Source organism: Pseudomonas izuensis (assembly GCF_009861505.1).
GTDB classification, from domain to species: Bacteria; Pseudomonadota; Gammaproteobacteria; order Pseudomonadales; family Pseudomonadaceae; genus Aquipseudomonas; species Aquipseudomonas izuensis.
On record NZ_WTFT01000037.1, the window covers coordinates 39,117 to 55,305 of the forward strand.

Here is a 16,189-nt window from a genome sequence, read left to right on the forward strand (position 1 = left end):
CATTGGAGCGGTATGAATGAACGAGAATAAACTAGAATTCGCCAACATTTTGCGAGGCTTAGCAGCTATTTTTGTTGTTCTCAGTCATTATCTTCACAACGCGTGGGAGATGCGGCCTCTTGTCGAGAACTTTGCAAACGTCAAAATGCCAACTGAAGAGCTGGTACCGACTCCAATTTACGTAAAGATGCTAGATATAGTTCCGCACTTCGATTGGGGTGGTTATGGTGTCGGTATCTTCTTTTTAGTCAGTGGGCTGGTCATACCGCTATCCATAAAAAAGTATTCAACCCTTGCATTCTTAATCGGTCGAGCCTTCCGATTGTGGCCAGTATATGCCGCAGGCTTCACCATATCGATTCTGTCAATGTATGTAGCCGGAATATACTTCAACAAACCCTTCCAGTACACCTACTGGCAAGTTGCAATTCACTATCTATTGGGTATTCGAGATTTAATTTGGTCCGCAAACATAGATGGAATTATTTGGACTTTAGAAATAGAAATAAAATTCTATATCGTTTGCGCGCTTTTAGCGCCCTTCATACGCAAAGGTAACCCACTCATATTCGTCGCCCCAATAGCAATTGCCGTCAGTTGCTTTTTGGCAGGTATCTACATGAAAAATCACGGTGTAGAGCAAGTAATTTGGAGACTTGCTTATATGCTCACTTTATCTGGACAATTCATCGTCTTTATGTTTCTTGGGACAGTTTATTCTTTCTGGATAAATGGCGAACTAAAAACTAAAGCGGCAATACTAATTTCTGCAATCCTGCTGGGAACATTCTTCGCACTTCTCTTATGGGGCCCTCATAAGGACATGACGTCAATCGAGTGGGGCGGGTATTTAGCCGCTGTGGTGACTTTCATCCTCTTCACTATGTATAAACGTAAAAGCGGAACAATTTTCACCTTCTTGTCCAAGATCAGCTATCCACTTTATGCGTCGCATGGCGCGATGGGGTACGTGGTAATCGCGCTGGCGCTGAGTTTTGGCGCGTCCCCGAAAATCGCCATCGCAACTGCAATATTCACTGCGATTATTGTGGCTTACGCACTGCATCATCTAGTTGAGACCCCAACGCATCGCAAAGGTCAGAAGATTGCGAGAGCTTTGACCACCATAAATAAACCTGGGGTCTCAAAGGTAAAATCTGCAGAAACTGCGTGATCCAAGTTTCACCGAAAAGTAACAGTGAGACGACATATTATTACTGTCTTGTAGCTATAGAAGCATTGAGTATGGCCTTGGACCTCTTTAGCTACCCGAACTATCGGAAGTCAACTCAACAGATTTTGATAGACATTAGCATATGCCTTTACCATCGTATCGGAAGTAAAGACTGATTCGAAACGCGCCAATGCGCACTGCCCCATTACCTTACTTTCTTCTGGGTGGTCCCAGATATATTTCATCGCTTGGGCCAATTCATCGGCATTACAAGGCTCTACAACCAACCCGGTTTCGCCTCCAATATTTATATACGTAGTGCCTGTCCCGATTTCACAGGAGATTAGAGGTTTACCATACATGGCCGCTTCCAGGAGGGAAATTCCAAAAGCCTCAGAACGTAGATGGGAAGGAAACACCAAACCACAGCAAAGCATCAACAGCGCAGACTTATCGATGTCGGGTAGCCCTCCAACAAAATGTACGTTAGCCAAGCCCAATTTTTTTGCCTTCGCCTTTAATTCATTTTCCATAGGTCCCCGGCCTAAAATAACGATTGGAACCCGAACCTTAGCTGCAGCGTCAAGAAGAAAATCAAGCCCTTTATAATAACGCAAGGCACCAACAAATAGAAAAAAACGCTCCCCTAACAATCCCTTCCAATGGAGAATCTTTTCAAGTGGCACTTCGGGATATGTACTCCTGTCTAAACCTATGGGAATTGTCGTGACTTTTGAATTGAATCGTTGCAGCACCGAACTACTAGCTACATAGTTAGGAGAAGAGGCAATGATTTTATCGACACTTCCAAGAAATGAATTCATTAATGGCTCATACAACTTCAACAGGATTTTTTGCTTTACAATATCTGAGTGATAACTAACGACCGTAGGCTTTTTAACTTTTTTGACGAAATGCACAACATCCATAAACGGCCATGGGAAATGGTAGTTTATGATGTCCGCTTCATTTGCAAGCTCAGCAAAGTCCCGGAACGCTGAAAGTGAAAATCCGGTCGATGCGATGTGAAGATCCAATTTTGAGGTATGAGTTATATGATGCCCCAAAACTCTATTTCGACTTGCACCCGCCGCACTCAGAGACAAAACTTGGGATTCAACACCATGGTGAATCCCGCCTTCTGCCAACTGGAAAATAACTTGCTCGACGCCTCCCATCGTTTCGGGATAATACGTTTTGAAAAAATGCAGAACTTTCATTTATTATCTAACCGTTGAGCGGGAACCCCGACGTAAGTACCGGGCTCTTTGATATCACGATGTGCACATGCACCTGCACCCAACGTCACGCCCTCTGTGATTCGCACTGAATCTATTACTGTAGCGCCCGCGCCTACAAAACAAAAACTTCCAACATATCCTTTGCCTGCCACGGTTGCGTTCACGGAAATATGAGTAAATTCACCTATGTCACAATCGTGCTCCACAATGGCACCGGTGTTAATAACGCAACCTACTCCCAATGAGGCCATTGGCCCTACATGGGCATGCTGTGCAATAAACGAACCTTCACCGATTTTTGCGCCATAACCAATGGTCGATGTAGGTGCAATCAGCGTAGCCAATGGCCAGCCTTGTGTGCATGCCCAATCATATTGAGTCTGGCGAATTGAATTACTTCCGGATGCAGGCATAACCGCCCAATTGGCAGGAAGTTTACCCTCCCAAACTGGGAGCACAGGGAATTTCCCAAAAAATTCATTGGGTCGCGCATTAACATCAATAAAACAGAAATGTTTTATTCCCAATGCCAGCCCGACATCAGCGATACTTCGAGCGTGCCCGCCGAAGCCTAAAACAAGTAAGCCCCCTGGAGTATTCATTGCCCCTCCACATTCGATTTACTGAAATTAATCGAAATTTTATCTAGGACTTCAATATGTTCATTTACCACGTCAGTCCACGTCCGCTTTGAGAGGACCTGGTACGTCTTTTGTTGTGTCAGAAGAAGTTCATTACGATTATCAAGGGCCCACTCAATTCTATACGCAATATCTTTCCAATCATACGGATCAAAAAAGGTGTCACATTGAAGTTTAGGATCTTTCAGTATCTCTTCAGTTACGGCAATTCTCGCCATGACGACAGGAGTTCCGACAGAAAGAGCCTCAGTAAAAGTGAAGGGACAGCCACCCTCGCTTAAACTTGGATTTACCGCCAGATCTGCTAGCTTATAACAAGCCGCCAACTCCTGAACAGTCAATCCGCGCAAACATAAAACGTCATTTTCCAACCGGTTCTTTTTAATGAATTGCTTTAGCTCTGAATATCGTTCAATATCACCGGTCAAAACCAGCTTATGACTTACAAATTTTTTACGGAGAAGATATTCATATGCACGCAACAACACCATCAGATTTTTATTAGGCCGAAACTGACTAGCATAAAACATAAACTTAAACGATGTATTCGCAATATCCGCAGTATAACTTTTATTTGAAGACTTCCGCATGGCACTTGCGAGCAGCAACCTAGCATAGTGTTGTGATGTTGTTTCTAAATCTAAAAATCCGTTTACAGTAATCCAATGATCCAACACATTGGGAGCATGATGAATAACTGATACGTTTGAAGCGCGCACAGCGTACTGATCAACCAATGTTTCCCACTTGACTCTTTCACTGTAAGTGACGTAATACTGCCCTGTCTGAATCGATGTTTGAACCTCTTCATAGGTTTGTAAAAAGCGATCGCCAGCTACTCTGGAAAATCCCACCGGAAAATCCGAGAGCACTACGTCGGGAACACACATCAACAAAGGACGATCAATTTTATTAAAGGCGGGCCAAAATGCGGTCGGACTGTACCACGCCCTAACATTAGACAAATTAGCGATTAAATCCAACATGCGTTCAGATTCTATCCGCTCCATACGCTTGTATAAACGCAATACAAAAGCATCGTCCTTTGGCTCACCCATAGCCCCCCTAATTCGAAAAATAATTCGTTTCAGCGGACGTGCAAACCTTCTTATAAAGAATCTAGCCTTTACAAGTAAAAAAATGACAGCACCAAGCAATACTATGGGACTGATTATAGCTAAAAGACCAAATACAATTAGAGCTTCCAGAAAGAGCAGCGCCCCACTCATAAAGCTACGGGTCGTTACCAAGCGTTGTTCGGCATAATCCAACAAAGCTGACTTAGCGGTTTCACACCCACGAAAAAACTTACTGAGAATGCCCGGTTTTTTCTTCCTTTTCTTTCGTGCAATATAAGCCTCGTACACCCGCAATATCATAGGTTGCTTTTTGGGAGATACCAGCTCGAAACGCTCTCGTGGCACCTCTTCGCTGGCAAAAAGTTTGTCGAGCCCTTCTCTCGACCAACTGGGACATACAAGTACGAATCGTATGTCTTTACGCTCACTAGCCCCTTTCAGAAAAGCGGCGAGATATCGACCTAATCCCTCGTGGCGCAAATCCAATCCAGGTGCGTATGCTATGTATATACCATAGTTTATTATAGACACTTGCGTATAGCTCCCAAAAATCCCTCGTCAACCACTAGATATCTTATCTGTCGTCCCTTGGGACCCACCCTAGATGCTCACACTGTCGCAGACCTGCACTTGAGCACACTTTAGTTTGTGTTACCCAGGTTATTAATCCTTCTATATTCTGAGATAGCATTTGATATCTCACCGTCATACAACAATTCGCCATGGTGAAACACCAATCCACGGGTACAAATGGATTGCAAGGCGCCAAAGTCATGAGAGGCTAACACGAGGATTTCAGCTTTCTCGATCAGACTCGTAATGCGCACTTTGGCTTTCGCCATGAAATTGGCATCACCAGCCCCGATGACTTCGTCGAGCAGCAAAATATCACCACCGACAGTCGTTGAAATTGCAAAAGCCAACCTCACTTGCATCCCGGCCGAGTAGGTTTTAATCGGGTAATCGATAAACTCGCCAAGGTCGGCAAAGGCTACGATTTCGTCGATTTTCTCTCGCATGAACTTTGGAGACAAACCAAGCAGCAAGCCACGGTAGAGAATATTCTCGCGCCCTGTCGCATCTGGCTCAAACCCCAGACTCAAGTCGAACAAGGAACGGACCTGCCCCTCTACGACCAATTCTCCGCTGGAGATCGGGTATAGGCCGGCCACGGTCTTGAGAAACGTGCTTTTCCCCGCACCATTGTGCCCCAGAAGCCCTACCCGCTCACCGCTGACGATTTGAACGTTAATGTTCTTGAGCGCGTGAATATCGGCTACATGCTGGGTAGCCTGCTTTTTCGAGAAAACGTTCGCCATCAACGACTTTAATGAACGCTCTTTATAGGCTGCAGACGCATAATGAAGATTGACGTTCTTGACACTGATCTGATTAATTTTATTGGTTCTCATAGGTAAAAAATCACCTTCCGCTCGGCTTTGTAGCCTACATACATCGCGATCAGCCCAAAGAACAAAGCGGTACCCAAACTAAAAGTGTAATTAGCAAGCGTTGGCCATTCACCCTGTAACAGCGGCGCCCTGAACAACTGAAGAATATGGTAAATCGGATTGTAGTCGACCAGAGCGTGGAGCCCGCCGTTTTGAAACATTTTCGCTTCAAAGTACACCGGAGATACAAACCATAGAGATTGCATCACAAGCCCGAGTGCATGGGGCACGTCACGAAAGCGAGTACTGATATAGGAAAGTAGTGTGGAAACAGGCCATGCGATCAATGCGACGACAGGAAATATTGTCAAAGTCGCCAACCAACTCCATCCGAAATTCTGCGGCATCATGATCGCGACCCAAACAAAGAGTGAAACGCTGGCGAGCATGAGTACAATTGAACTACCGAGCACGGTCCGCAAGGTATAAATGGCCAAGGGGTGATTACATTGTTTAATGTAGGCGTCCGCTTGAACGAAAGACAATGAACCGCCGATTGTATTGGCGGAAATAAACTCCCAAACGATGATGCCAGAGAGAACATAGGGAGCGTAGGTTAGTACATCAGTATTGAACAGACGACTAAACACCAGCGTCAGAAGCAGCGTCATACCTAGAGGTTGAATAATCGACCAGGTCACCCCCATGAACGATCTGCGCCAGCGGGAGCGCAAATCGGCCAAAGCAAGATGTACCCAAAAGTATCGGGCAGCCCAAACGCGAGAAAAATACGAAAACATTACTTCCCCTGAATAATTAAATTCGAAAGCCTGGACATTAATTTGCCCTCTTTGAATTTTATGAAAATTGAGGCTGTCGCCAGCCTCAATTCCAACACAGCATCAGCTGGCAAAGTAAGATCGAATTTCTTCTACTACTTGCTGCACCTGTTCGCGGGTCAGCGTCGGATAACTCGGAAGGTTCATCCCTCGCGAACTGAGGTCCTGCGCGACCGGAAAGGTTTCATCCGTCTTGCAATGGGGCATGGTATTAGCGGGAGCAAACAGCGGACGTGTCTCTATGCCTTTGTTCTTCAGGTGATCACGCAGCGCCTGACGCTGACTAGCGTCATCCAGCACCACCGAGCACATCCAATAGGAGTGACGTGTTCCTGGCTGCTCTGCGTGCATCTGCAATGGAAGACCTTCGAGCGCTTCACGATACCAGTCTGCTACCTGGCGCTTGAGGGCGATGATTTCGTCTGCACGCTCCAATTGAGCCAGGCCAATGGCTGCGCAGATGTTGGTCATCCGGTAGTTGTATGCCAACTCGTCATGCCAGTATTCGCGAGTCTTGGACACGCCCTGGCTCTTGAGGTGACAGGCTCTTTCGTGAATGTCCTTGTTTTTGCAAACCACCATCCCACCCTCACCGGTGGTAATGGTTTTGTTTCCGAAGAAACTGAAGGTAGCGACATCACCAAAAGTACCGACATGCTGATTCTTGTACAGGGAGCCGAAGGCTTCTGCACAGTCTTCAATCAACAGCAGGTTGTGCTCTTTACACAGAGCAACGACTTCATCCATGTCACAGCTCAAGCCGTACAAGTGCACGACCATGACCGCTTTGGTTTTCGGTGTAATGCGACTGCGGATGTCTGCAACACTGACGTTCCAGGTATCTGCCAGAGACTCGGCATATACGACGCTCGCGCCTGTTTGCATGATGGTATTGACGGACGCAACGTAGGTCAGCGTCGGAACAATCACTTCATCGCCAGGCCCAAGCCCCAACGCAGCCATTGCCAGATGAAGGGCAACGGTGCCATTGCTTACAGTGGTCGCGTGTTCCGCACCAATGTATTGAGCAAACTCGCTCTCAAAACGAGAGATAAACTCTCCGCGAGAAGAAATCCAGGTCGAATCAAGACACTGGTTTACGTATTCTTTTTCACGACCGCCCAAGAAGGGCTGATATACCGGAATCATCCCAGCCCCCTTTATTCCTGGCCTTTGAAGTATTTAAAGCCGTGTTCAGCGACCAGTTTGTCGCGTTTGGCTTCACTCAAGTCTTCACGCATCATTTCTTCTACCAGTTCATTGAAGGAGGTAGTTGGTTCCCAGCCCAGTTTGGCTTTGGCTTTGCTTGGGTCACCCAACAGCGTCTCAACTTCGGCAGGACGGAAATAACGTGGGTCGACGGCAACGATGCATTTGTTGGTTTCGACGTCGTAACCTTTCTCGTCTACGCCCTTACCTTCCCAACGAATCTTGATACCGGCTTCATTCGCTGCTACTTCAACAAACTCCCGTACGGAATGTTGTTCGCCGGTCGCGATTACGAAGTCTTCTGGTGTTTCCTGTTGCAGCATGAGCCATTGCATTTCGACGTAATCACGGGCATGACCCCAGTCACGCAGGGCGTCCATGTTGCCGAGGTACAGGCAATCTTGCAGACCGACCTTGATACGCGCCAGGGCGCGGGTGATCTTGCGGGTTACGAAGGTTTCACCACGGATCGGGGATTCGTGGTTAAAGAGAATGCCGTTGCAGGCATACATGCCATAAGACTCGCGATAGTTCACGGTGATCCAGTAGGCATACATCTTGGCGACGGCATACGGGGAGCGTGGATAGAAAGGCGTGGTTTCTTTCTGAGGAATTTCCTGAACCAGACCGTACAGCTCGGAGGTGGATGCCTGATAGAACTTGGTCTTCTTTTCCAGCCCGGCGATGCGGATTGCTTCAAGGATGCGCAGGGTGCCCATGGCATCAGTGTCAGCAGTATATTCTGGCGACTCGAAAGAAACGGCAACGTGGCTTTGCGCCCCGAGGTTGTAGACTTCGTCCGGTTGTACTTCCTGCACGATGCGAATCAAGCTGCTCGAATCAGTCAGGTCACCGTAGTGCAGATTCAGATCATAGCCTTTCTTATGCGGGTCATGGTAGAGATGGTCAATACGATGAGTATTGAACAGGGAGGCGCGGCGCTTGATGCCGTGTACCGAATAACCTTTCTTGAGCAGGAACTCAGCAAGGTAAGCACCATCTTGACCAGTAATACCCGTAATCAACGCTACTTTCTTATCGCTCATTTTTTCACCAATTTGAATTAATCAATAGAACAGTAAGTCTCGATCAGAGGGTTAACTTGTTCGCTACCCCTCAATCTGGAAGTGAGACCCGTTTTTTCATTCCATATATTTACTGTTCAGCAGTCCCTCAATCTCTTTGACTTTCAACGCTACCAACGCTGGATCTCTTCTGCTTTCGACATTCAGCCTCAACAAAGGCTCAGTATTTGAGCCTCGGAGATTGAATCGCCAGTCAGGAAAATCCAGACCTATTCCATCCGTTTGATCGAGGTGAGGCGCTTGAGGCATGTAGTGCTTCAAGACTTCCTCCAGCGCCGCCGCCACATCGTTCACTCGATAGTTGATCTCACCACTGCATGGATAAGCGGCGATGCGCTCATCAACAAGCTGCGATAATTTCTTCCCCGAGACAGACATCAACGCAGTCACCAGCAGCCAGGGAATCATGCCGCTATCGCAATAGGCAAAATCCCGGAAATAATGATGAGCGCTCATCTCACCACCGTAGATCGCATCTTCCAGACGCATGCACTCCTTTATGAAGGCATGCCCGGTCTTGCATTGTACTGAAACGCCACCCGCCAAACGAACCTGATCGATCGTGTTCCAGGTCAATCTCGGGTCATGGATGATCCTGGAGCCCGGGTTCTTCTTGAGCAGCATTTCTGCCAGCAGGCCCACCAGGTAATAGCCCTCGATGAAACGGCCGTCCTGGTCGAAAAAGAAGCAACGATCGAAATCACCATCCCAGGCCAAACCCAAATCGCAACCGTTATCCAGCAACGCTTGCCGTGTCAGGCTGCGGTTCTCTGGTAGCAGCGGATTGGGCACTCCGTTGGGAAAATTGCCATCAGGCTCGACATTGATCATCACCCACTCGAATGGCAGCTTTGGAATCAAAGCCTGCAACACAGGGCCGGCCGCGCCATTGCCTGGGTCTGCAAGTATTTTCAGCGGCTTCAAGTCCGCTACATTGATGTAGGTGAGAAGGTGATCAATGTATCGGGTCTTATCCAGTTCGAATCGAACCTCCCCGAGGGTTGTTGCGATCGGTCCCAGGTCACCGCTCTCCACCCGGTCGCGTATGGCAAAGAGCCCTGTATCACCGCTGATAGGTCGCGATTCAGCCTTCACCAGCTTCATCCCGTTGTAGCCCTTGGGATTGTGGCTCGCCGTGATCATCACCCCACCGTCAGCTTCAAAGGCACTGGTGGCGAAGTAGACTTCTTCGGTTCCACACAAACCGATATCGATTACGTTGGCACCCGCATCGAGCAATCCACGAGTCATCGCCTCCGCCAGCATGGGGCTTTCAAGTCGCATATCCCGTCCCAGCACAATGTTCTTGCCCTGCAACTCGGCAACCATTGCCCGGCCTATACGGTACGCGACGTCTTCATTGAGATCGGAAGGCACTTGGCCACGAATGTCATAGGCTTTAAAACACTGGGTTCTGATTGGGGTGTTCATACCACTCTCTTGCTGAGGTATACGCGATGAGAGGACCAAACCGGACCTCCTCGCACGCGTCAGGATGGAAATGCATCAGGCCTTGGCAAACCGCAAAAAGCCTGGTCGATGAATACCTCAACGACCCGGCTTGTGTGGCCTTACTTGTCGGTGCGACCGTAATTATCTTCGAAGCGCACGATATCGTCTTCGCCCAGATAGTCGCCACTTTGCACCTCAATGAGCACCAGGTCTATGACCCCAGGATTCATCAGGCGATGCTGATGACCGGCACGGATAAAGGTGGATTCATTGGTGTGCAGCATCAGCTCCTGCTTGTCGTTGATGACCACGGCCGTGCCACTGACGACGATCCAGTGCTCACTTCGATGATGGTGCATCTGCAGGGACAAGGACGCCTTGGGTTTCACCACAATGCGCTTGATCTTGAAACGCTCGCCGTTTTCAAGGGTCGTGTAAGTACCCCATGGGCGGTGCACGGTGCGATGCAGCAGGTGGGCCGTATGGCTGCTGGCCTTCAGTTGGTTGACAATATGCTTCACATCTTGAGCGTGGTCCTTGTGCGCGATCATCACCGCGTCAGGTGTATCGATGATCAACAAGTCTTCAACGCCAACCAGCGCCGTCAGACGACCATCGCTGCTCACGTAATTGTTACGCGATCCATGAGACAGCACCTCTCCTTCAAAGCGGTTGCCGTTTTCATCAGGTTCGGTCAACTCACTGACAGCATTCCACGAACCGATATCGCTCCAACCGATATCACAAGGAATAGTGGCCACTTTGGAAGAGCGCTCCATCAATGCATAGTCGATGGAAATATCCGGCACCTCGGCGAACGCATCGGCATTGAGCGCGAGGCAGCGATACTTGGAAGATGAGGTGAGGCGTGATTGCTCGATGGTATTGCTGACCGCGGCCACGACGTCCGGAGCATGCTCGCGCAGCTCCTCGAGAACCGTGCCAACCCGGAAGCAGAACATACCGGAGTTCCAGTAATAGTTGCCTGCGCTGACATAACCTTGAGCGGTGTCGAGGTCGGGTTTTTCGACAAAGCGGGCGACTTTCAGCCCCCCCTTCAATGGTGCATTCTTTTGCGCTTCGATGTAGCCGAACCCGGTTTCCGGGTACGTTGGCTGGATACCAAATGTGACCAACCATCCTTCGGACGCCAGCCCCATGGCGTTTGCCACGGCCGCCGCAAATGCTTTTTCGTCCTGGATCAGATGGTCTGCGGCCAACACCAACATTTGGGCATCAGGCCCATGGGTGGCCTCCAACTGAAGTGCAGCGGCTGCAACGGCGGCGGCTGTATTACGACCGAAAGGCTCCAGAATGAACCCTTGAGCAAGTTTGGCATTATTGACCGCGCCGTACTCGTCTTCGGTCTTGAACAAGAGCTCGCGGTTGGTCACCGTGAGAATCTCCACAACACCTTCCAGGCGCGCTGCACGCAGGAAGGTTTTCTGGATGAGATTCTGGCCATCCGGCAGTTCCATGAACGGCTTTGGATGGGCTTCACGGGAAACAGGCCACAACCGGCTGCCCACTCCACCAGACAAAATTACAGGAATCAGTTCCATGCTCTAAATCCTTAATCCCCTTCTGGCAGGTACGGCCAGCAAGCGGGGTTCAGTTATGTTTCCAGTCATTTCCTGCATCGTAATCAATGCAAAAAATTTTGCTTGAAGTGAATGCAAAGGTAACAGCTCAATGTCGATCAAAACCTATCGAGTCTTCCCGAACCCACATCCCTGATGTCCTGCTTTACCCTTGATCAATCCCTCTCCTGCCCCAGCCTCCCCAGTGGTGCATTGAAGGGAAAGCAAGTCAATTGAGATCGAGATGCAATGCCGAATCAGGTCAGATATGCCTGCCGGCCATTCTACAGGGAGTATCGATAATTAATAACTCACGCGCCGACGAGAGACAAAAAATCATTTGAAAACAAATAAGAGCTTCAATTATGAGCCCTTGGGCCAGGCACCTTCAGCAACATTTTCAAGTAATCCCCGTACGCCGTTTTTTCAAGACGATTTGCTTGAACTGACAGCTCTTCGCTGGAAATCCATCCACTGTTGTAGGCGATTTCCTCCAGGCAAGCCACCTTCAAGCCCTGGCGCTTTTCGATGGTATGCACGAAGTGGCTAGCCTCAAGCAGCGAATCGGGCGTTCCGGTATCAAGCCAGGCAAAACCGCGCCCGAGGATTTCAACCTTAAGCGCCTTCTGCCTGAGATAAGCGAGATTGACATCCGTGATTTCCAGCTCACCTCGCCCGGACGGTTTGATGCTCTTCGCGATCTCAACCACCTGATTGTCATAGAAATACAGGCCAGTGACCGCGAAATTGGATTTTGGATTATCGGGTTTCTCTTCGATGCTTAAGGCTTGGCCATTCGCGTCGAACTCTACAACCCCGAAACGCTCCGGATCAGACACGTGATAACCAAAAACAGTCGCCCCGTGCTCCTGCTTGCTAGCGGAGCGCAAGCTTTCCGAGAAGTAGTGACCATAGAAAATGTTATCGCCCAGAATCAGGCAGCATGGGTCTTTACCGATAAATGCCTCACCAATGATGAAGGCTTGTGCCAACCCATCAGGGCTGGGCTGTTCCGCGTAACTCAGCTTGATCCCGTAAAGACTGCCGTCCCCCAGCAGTTTACGAAAATTTGGTAGATCTACGGGCGTAGAGATGATCAGAATTTCACGTATGCCCGCGAGCATCAGCACCGACAGCGGATAGAAAATCATCGGCTTATCGTAGATTGGCAGCATCTGTTTGGACGTGCCCAGGGTCAACGGATGCAAACGCGTGCCCGAACCACCCGCGAGGATGATGCCTTTGCGATTTATCACTGTCATTTGTTCAGAACTTCCCTGAGCATTCGGGTCACACCACTCTGCCAATCAGGCAAGTTAAGAGAAAAGTTGTCACGCAGCTTTTGCGTATCCAGACGTGAGTTCAACGGGCGACACGCAGGTGTCGGATAGGCGCTGGTTTCGATGGGATTGATTGACGTGACTGCCAATGTTTCACCATTGGATCGGGCGAAATCGATTACATGGCTTGCATAGCCGTACCAGGACACTTCTCCACTGGCCGCAAGATGATACAAACCCGACAGCTCAGGACGCCACAGAACCTGCTGAATGGCCAACGCCGTAACATCGGCAATCAGGTCGGCCCCGGTTGGAGCACCGAACTGATCGGCGATAACGTTCAGAGACTCTCGCTCCCTCGCCAGGCGCAGCATGGTGAGCGCAAAGTTATTTCCGCGGGAGCTGTAAACCCAACTGGTGCGGAAAATCAGATGCTTGCATCCACTCGAGATAATCGCCCGCTCGCCAGCCAGCTTGCTGACTCCGTAGTGGTTCAACGGTGCGACTGCATCGGACTCTCGCCATGGCGTGGAGTTCCGACCATTGAAAACATAGTCGGATGAATAGTGAATCAGCCAGGCCCCCAATGAAGCCGCCTCGTCAGCCATCACCTGACATGCCTCGCCATTCACACGGCTGACTAAATCGGTTTCGGACTCAGCTTTATCGACGGCCGTGTAAGCGGCAGCATTGACGAGAACGTCAGGCCTCACTCGCCGGATCGTCGCGCGTAACGCAACCAGATCAGCCAGATCACCGCACAAGCCATCCACTGCGTGCCGATCAAGGGAAATCAGATGACCAAGGGGCGCGAGAGAGCGCTGCAACTCCCAGCCCACCTGCCCGTTTTTCCCCAACAGGAGGATTTTCATACCTTACTCAATCGATCGGCGTAGTTTTGATCGATCCACTGCTGGTAGCTACCACTCTTCACATGAGCAACCCACTCAGCATTGTCGAGGTACCACCTGACAGTCTTGCGAAGTCCGGATTCAAAGGTTTCCTCGGGAACCCAACCCAATTCGCGCTGCACCTTACCGGCATCGATCGCATAACGGTGGTCGTGACCAGGACGGTCTTGAACGTGAGTGATCAGACTGGAATGAGGTCGATGCAAGGAGCCTGGACAGAGTTCATCGAGTAACGCGCAAATTGCACGCACCACTTCAATGTTTTGCTTTTCATTGTGACCACCAATGTTATAGGTCTGCCCCACAACACCTTCGGTTACAACCTTGTAAAGCGCCCGAGCATGATCCTCGACGTAGAGCCAGTCCCGAACCTGCTTGCCATCACCGTATACCGGCAGGGGCTTGCCTTCCAGCGCGTTGAGAATGATCAAAGGGATCAGCTTCTCGGGGAAGTGACAAGGGCCGTAGTTGTTTGAGCAGTTGGTGATCAACGTCGGCAAACCGTAGGTACGACCCCAGGCGCGAACGAGGTGATCGGAACTGGCCTTGCTTGCGGAATAGGGAGAGCTTGGCTGGTATGGAGTGGTTTCGGTGAAGAGGTCTTCCGGACCTTCGAGGTCTCCGTAAACTTCATCCGTAGAAATATGGTGGAAGCGAAAGGTGGCTTTGCGATTGTCATCCAGCGCTGCCCAATAGTGACGTGCTGCCTCCAGCAGGGTGTAGGTACCGACGATATTGGTCTGAATGAATTCAGCCGGTCCGGAGATCGAGCGGTCGACATGAGACTCTGCAGCCAAATGCATGATGGTATCGGGTTGGTACTGACGCAGAATGCGATCAATCTGCTCACGATCGCAGATATCGATACGCTCGAAAACATAGCGCGGGTTTTGGCTGGCCTCAGCCAAGGACTCAAGGTTACCGGCGTAAGTCAGCTTATCGACGTTGACCACGGAGTCGTCAGTGTTAGAAATGATATGGCGAATGAGTGCCGAGCCAATAAAGCCCGCGCCGCCAGTAACTAGAATTTTCACGCGAATCCACACCCTTGAGTTATTGATTGCATCGCCAACCTGAGGCGCAGAACCTTTGACGCCGCTATTAAGCAGTATCTACAGCTTCGTGTCGGCCCGGTAAACGGATACGGGCTAGCAGTGACACGCATTCAATCAAGCAAGACGCCTGCGTGAAGCTCTCGATGCACGCCCCAGAAGCCAGCCAATAACCGGCCCGATCACCATGCCGATCAACAGCGCAAGCACCATGACCAACGAAACAGGTAGTTGCGGCCCAGCCCAACCAAGGAACAGTAATGTAACCGATTGCTGATTCTCAAGAACGAACGCGAGGATCGCCAAAACCAGCAACAGGACAAACACTGCAAGCAACACACGCTTGAGGTTACGCATCAGCAGCTCCTTGAATGGCGACGACTGTCAAAGCCCTTCCTCCTCGTCCTCGTTCACACGATCGCGCAATTCTTTGCCTGGCTTGAAATGTGGGACGAACTTGCCGTCGAGACTGACGGACTGACCGGTTTTCGGGTTGCGACCTACCCGCGGCGCGCGGTAGTGCAGGGAGAAGCTGCCAAACCCACGGATCTCGATGCGATCACCCGTAGCCAGGCACTGGGACATTTGCTCAAGCATGGTCTTGATGGCCAGCTCCACATCCTTTGATGAGAGTAGCCCTTGATGGGTGACAATTCGTTCGATCAACTCCGACTTCGTCATATTTTTCCCTTCTTTTTCAAGCAGCTAGGAAAATCGCTTCAAAGGTTTTAGCATGCCGGCGCTAATTTGAACAGCCCGAGTTTTGACATCCCCATCCCCCTCGCGCCGCGCTTGTTTTTCAGAGCATTGAAACGACCTCTCCCTTCACGTGCTCACCTGCAAATAACCAGCATCGTGCGTGTCAGGAAGCCCGCCGGATTGAATCCAAAGGGAAAAACATCCTCTTCCTTGGCGTCATCAGACCTTGCCACCACCTTGTATCCTGACGCCTTGCACTCCCTGGCAGCTCGCTTACGACACTTCTCCCATCCAGATCCCAATCCCGAACAATCGATCTCAATACCACTGACCCCACGCACCGCGTGGGTCTTGGCGTTAGTGGTACAGCCTGTCAGTGCCAGCATCGCTATTACGACAATGAGCTTGTTCATTCACTACCTTATGCCAGGCGCGCCACCCGACTATCATTCACTTCAGGCTATAGACTAGCTACAAATAAGCGATTGATCCGGCTAAAAAAACAGACATCCATTCACGAGAATTGGTTTCCTTCCTTCCCGACAGTTTTGTAGCT

Annotated in this window: 16 protein-coding genes; 1 reads left to right on the plus strand and 15 read right to left on the minus strand. The window is 49.8% G+C overall.

Features of this window, described 5'->3' with window-relative positions; genetic code table 11:
- The first annotated feature begins 16 nt into the window (after window positions 1-16).
- Window positions 17-1,174 (plus strand): acyltransferase family protein, encoded by a 1,158-nt coding sequence (locus tag GPL81_RS24960; RefSeq protein ID WP_160108881.1) that lies wholly within the window; start codon window positions 17-19, stop codon window positions 1,172-1,174.
- Window positions 1,175-1,284: 110 nt separating this feature from the next.
- On the opposite strand, the gene GPL81_RS24965 is transcribed toward GPL81_RS24960, so the two are convergent.
- The 15 genes from GPL81_RS24965 to GPL81_RS25035 form a co-directional block, all read right to left on the minus strand.
- Window positions 1,285-2,394 carry a glycosyltransferase gene (locus GPL81_RS24965; protein ID WP_160108882.1) on the minus strand — a complete coding sequence of 370 codons (1,110 nt, stop codon included), beginning with the start codon at window positions 2,392-2,394 and terminating at the stop codon, window positions 1,285-1,287.
- Window positions 2,391-3,017: a NeuD/PglB/VioB family sugar acetyltransferase gene (locus tag GPL81_RS24970; RefSeq protein ID WP_160108883.1), complete on the minus strand. Its 627-nt coding sequence runs from the start codon at window positions 3,015-3,017 to the stop codon at window positions 2,391-2,393. The genes GPL81_RS24965 and GPL81_RS24970 overlap by 4 nt, the downstream gene beginning before the upstream one ends.
- Complete coding sequence (locus GPL81_RS24975; protein ID WP_246218982.1) at window positions 3,014-4,666, minus strand: glycosyltransferase; 1,653 nt, start codon at window positions 4,664-4,666, stop codon at window positions 3,014-3,016. The genes GPL81_RS24970 and GPL81_RS24975 overlap by 4 nt, the downstream gene beginning before the upstream one ends.
- Before the next feature lie 110 nt (window positions 4,667-4,776).
- A complete protein-coding gene (locus GPL81_RS24980; protein WP_160108884.1) occupies window positions 4,777-5,547 on the minus strand; it encodes an ABC transporter ATP-binding protein in 771 nt (256 codons plus the stop codon).
- Complete coding sequence (locus GPL81_RS24985) at window positions 5,544-6,326, minus strand: ABC transporter permease (RefSeq protein ID WP_160108885.1); 783 nt, start codon at window positions 6,324-6,326, stop codon at window positions 5,544-5,546. The genes GPL81_RS24980 and GPL81_RS24985 overlap by 4 nt, the downstream gene beginning before the upstream one ends.
- A gap of 102 nt (window positions 6,327-6,428) precedes the next feature.
- Complete coding sequence (locus tag GPL81_RS24990; protein ID WP_160108886.1) at window positions 6,429-7,514, minus strand: DegT/DnrJ/EryC1/StrS family aminotransferase; 1,086 nt, start codon at window positions 7,512-7,514, stop codon at window positions 6,429-6,431.
- Window positions 7,515-7,525: 11 nt separating this feature from the next.
- Window positions 7,526-8,620: a GDP-mannose 4,6-dehydratase gene (gene gmd, locus GPL81_RS24995; protein WP_096512807.1), complete on the minus strand. Its 1,095-nt coding sequence runs from the start codon at window positions 8,618-8,620 to the stop codon at window positions 7,526-7,528.
- Window positions 8,621-8,716: 96 nt separating this feature from the next.
- Window positions 8,717-10,090 (minus strand): phosphohexomutase domain-containing protein, encoded by a 1,374-nt coding sequence (locus GPL81_RS25000; protein WP_160108887.1) that lies wholly within the window; start codon window positions 10,088-10,090, stop codon window positions 8,717-8,719.
- A gap of 140 nt (window positions 10,091-10,230) precedes the next feature.
- Window positions 10,231-11,673, minus strand: coding sequence for a mannose-1-phosphate guanylyltransferase/mannose-6-phosphate isomerase (locus GPL81_RS25005; RefSeq protein WP_160108888.1), 1,443 nt, complete (start codon window positions 11,671-11,673; stop codon window positions 10,231-10,233).
- Window positions 11,674-12,050: 377 nt separating this feature from the next.
- Window positions 12,051-12,953 (minus strand): glucose-1-phosphate thymidylyltransferase RfbA, encoded by a 903-nt coding sequence (gene rfbA, locus GPL81_RS25010; protein ID WP_160108889.1) that lies wholly within the window; start codon window positions 12,951-12,953, stop codon window positions 12,051-12,053.
- Window positions 12,950-13,843, minus strand: coding sequence for a dTDP-4-dehydrorhamnose reductase (rfbD, locus tag GPL81_RS25015; protein WP_160108890.1), 894 nt, complete (start codon window positions 13,841-13,843; stop codon window positions 12,950-12,952). Before rfbD ends, rfbA begins: the two co-directional genes overlap by 4 nt.
- On the minus strand, window positions 13,840-14,916 hold the full coding sequence (gene rfbB, locus GPL81_RS25020; protein ID WP_160108891.1) for a dTDP-glucose 4,6-dehydratase: 1,077 nt from the start codon (window positions 14,914-14,916) through the stop codon (window positions 13,840-13,842). Before rfbB ends, rfbD begins: the two co-directional genes overlap by 4 nt.
- A 135-nt stretch (window positions 14,917-15,051) precedes the next feature.
- Entirely contained in the window at window positions 15,052-15,291 is a 240-nt protein-coding gene (locus GPL81_RS25025) for a LapA family protein (protein WP_160108892.1), read from the minus strand.
- Between the two features lie 27 nt (window positions 15,292-15,318).
- Window positions 15,319-15,615 (minus strand): integration host factor subunit beta, encoded by a 297-nt coding sequence (gene ihfB, locus GPL81_RS25030; RefSeq protein WP_003369729.1) that lies wholly within the window; start codon window positions 15,613-15,615, stop codon window positions 15,319-15,321.
- Between the two features lie 152 nt (window positions 15,616-15,767).
- Window positions 15,768-16,046: a hypothetical protein gene (locus GPL81_RS25035; RefSeq protein ID WP_096512814.1), complete on the minus strand. Its 279-nt coding sequence runs from the start codon at window positions 16,044-16,046 to the stop codon at window positions 15,768-15,770.
- Window positions 16,047-16,189: the final 143 nt, after the last annotated feature.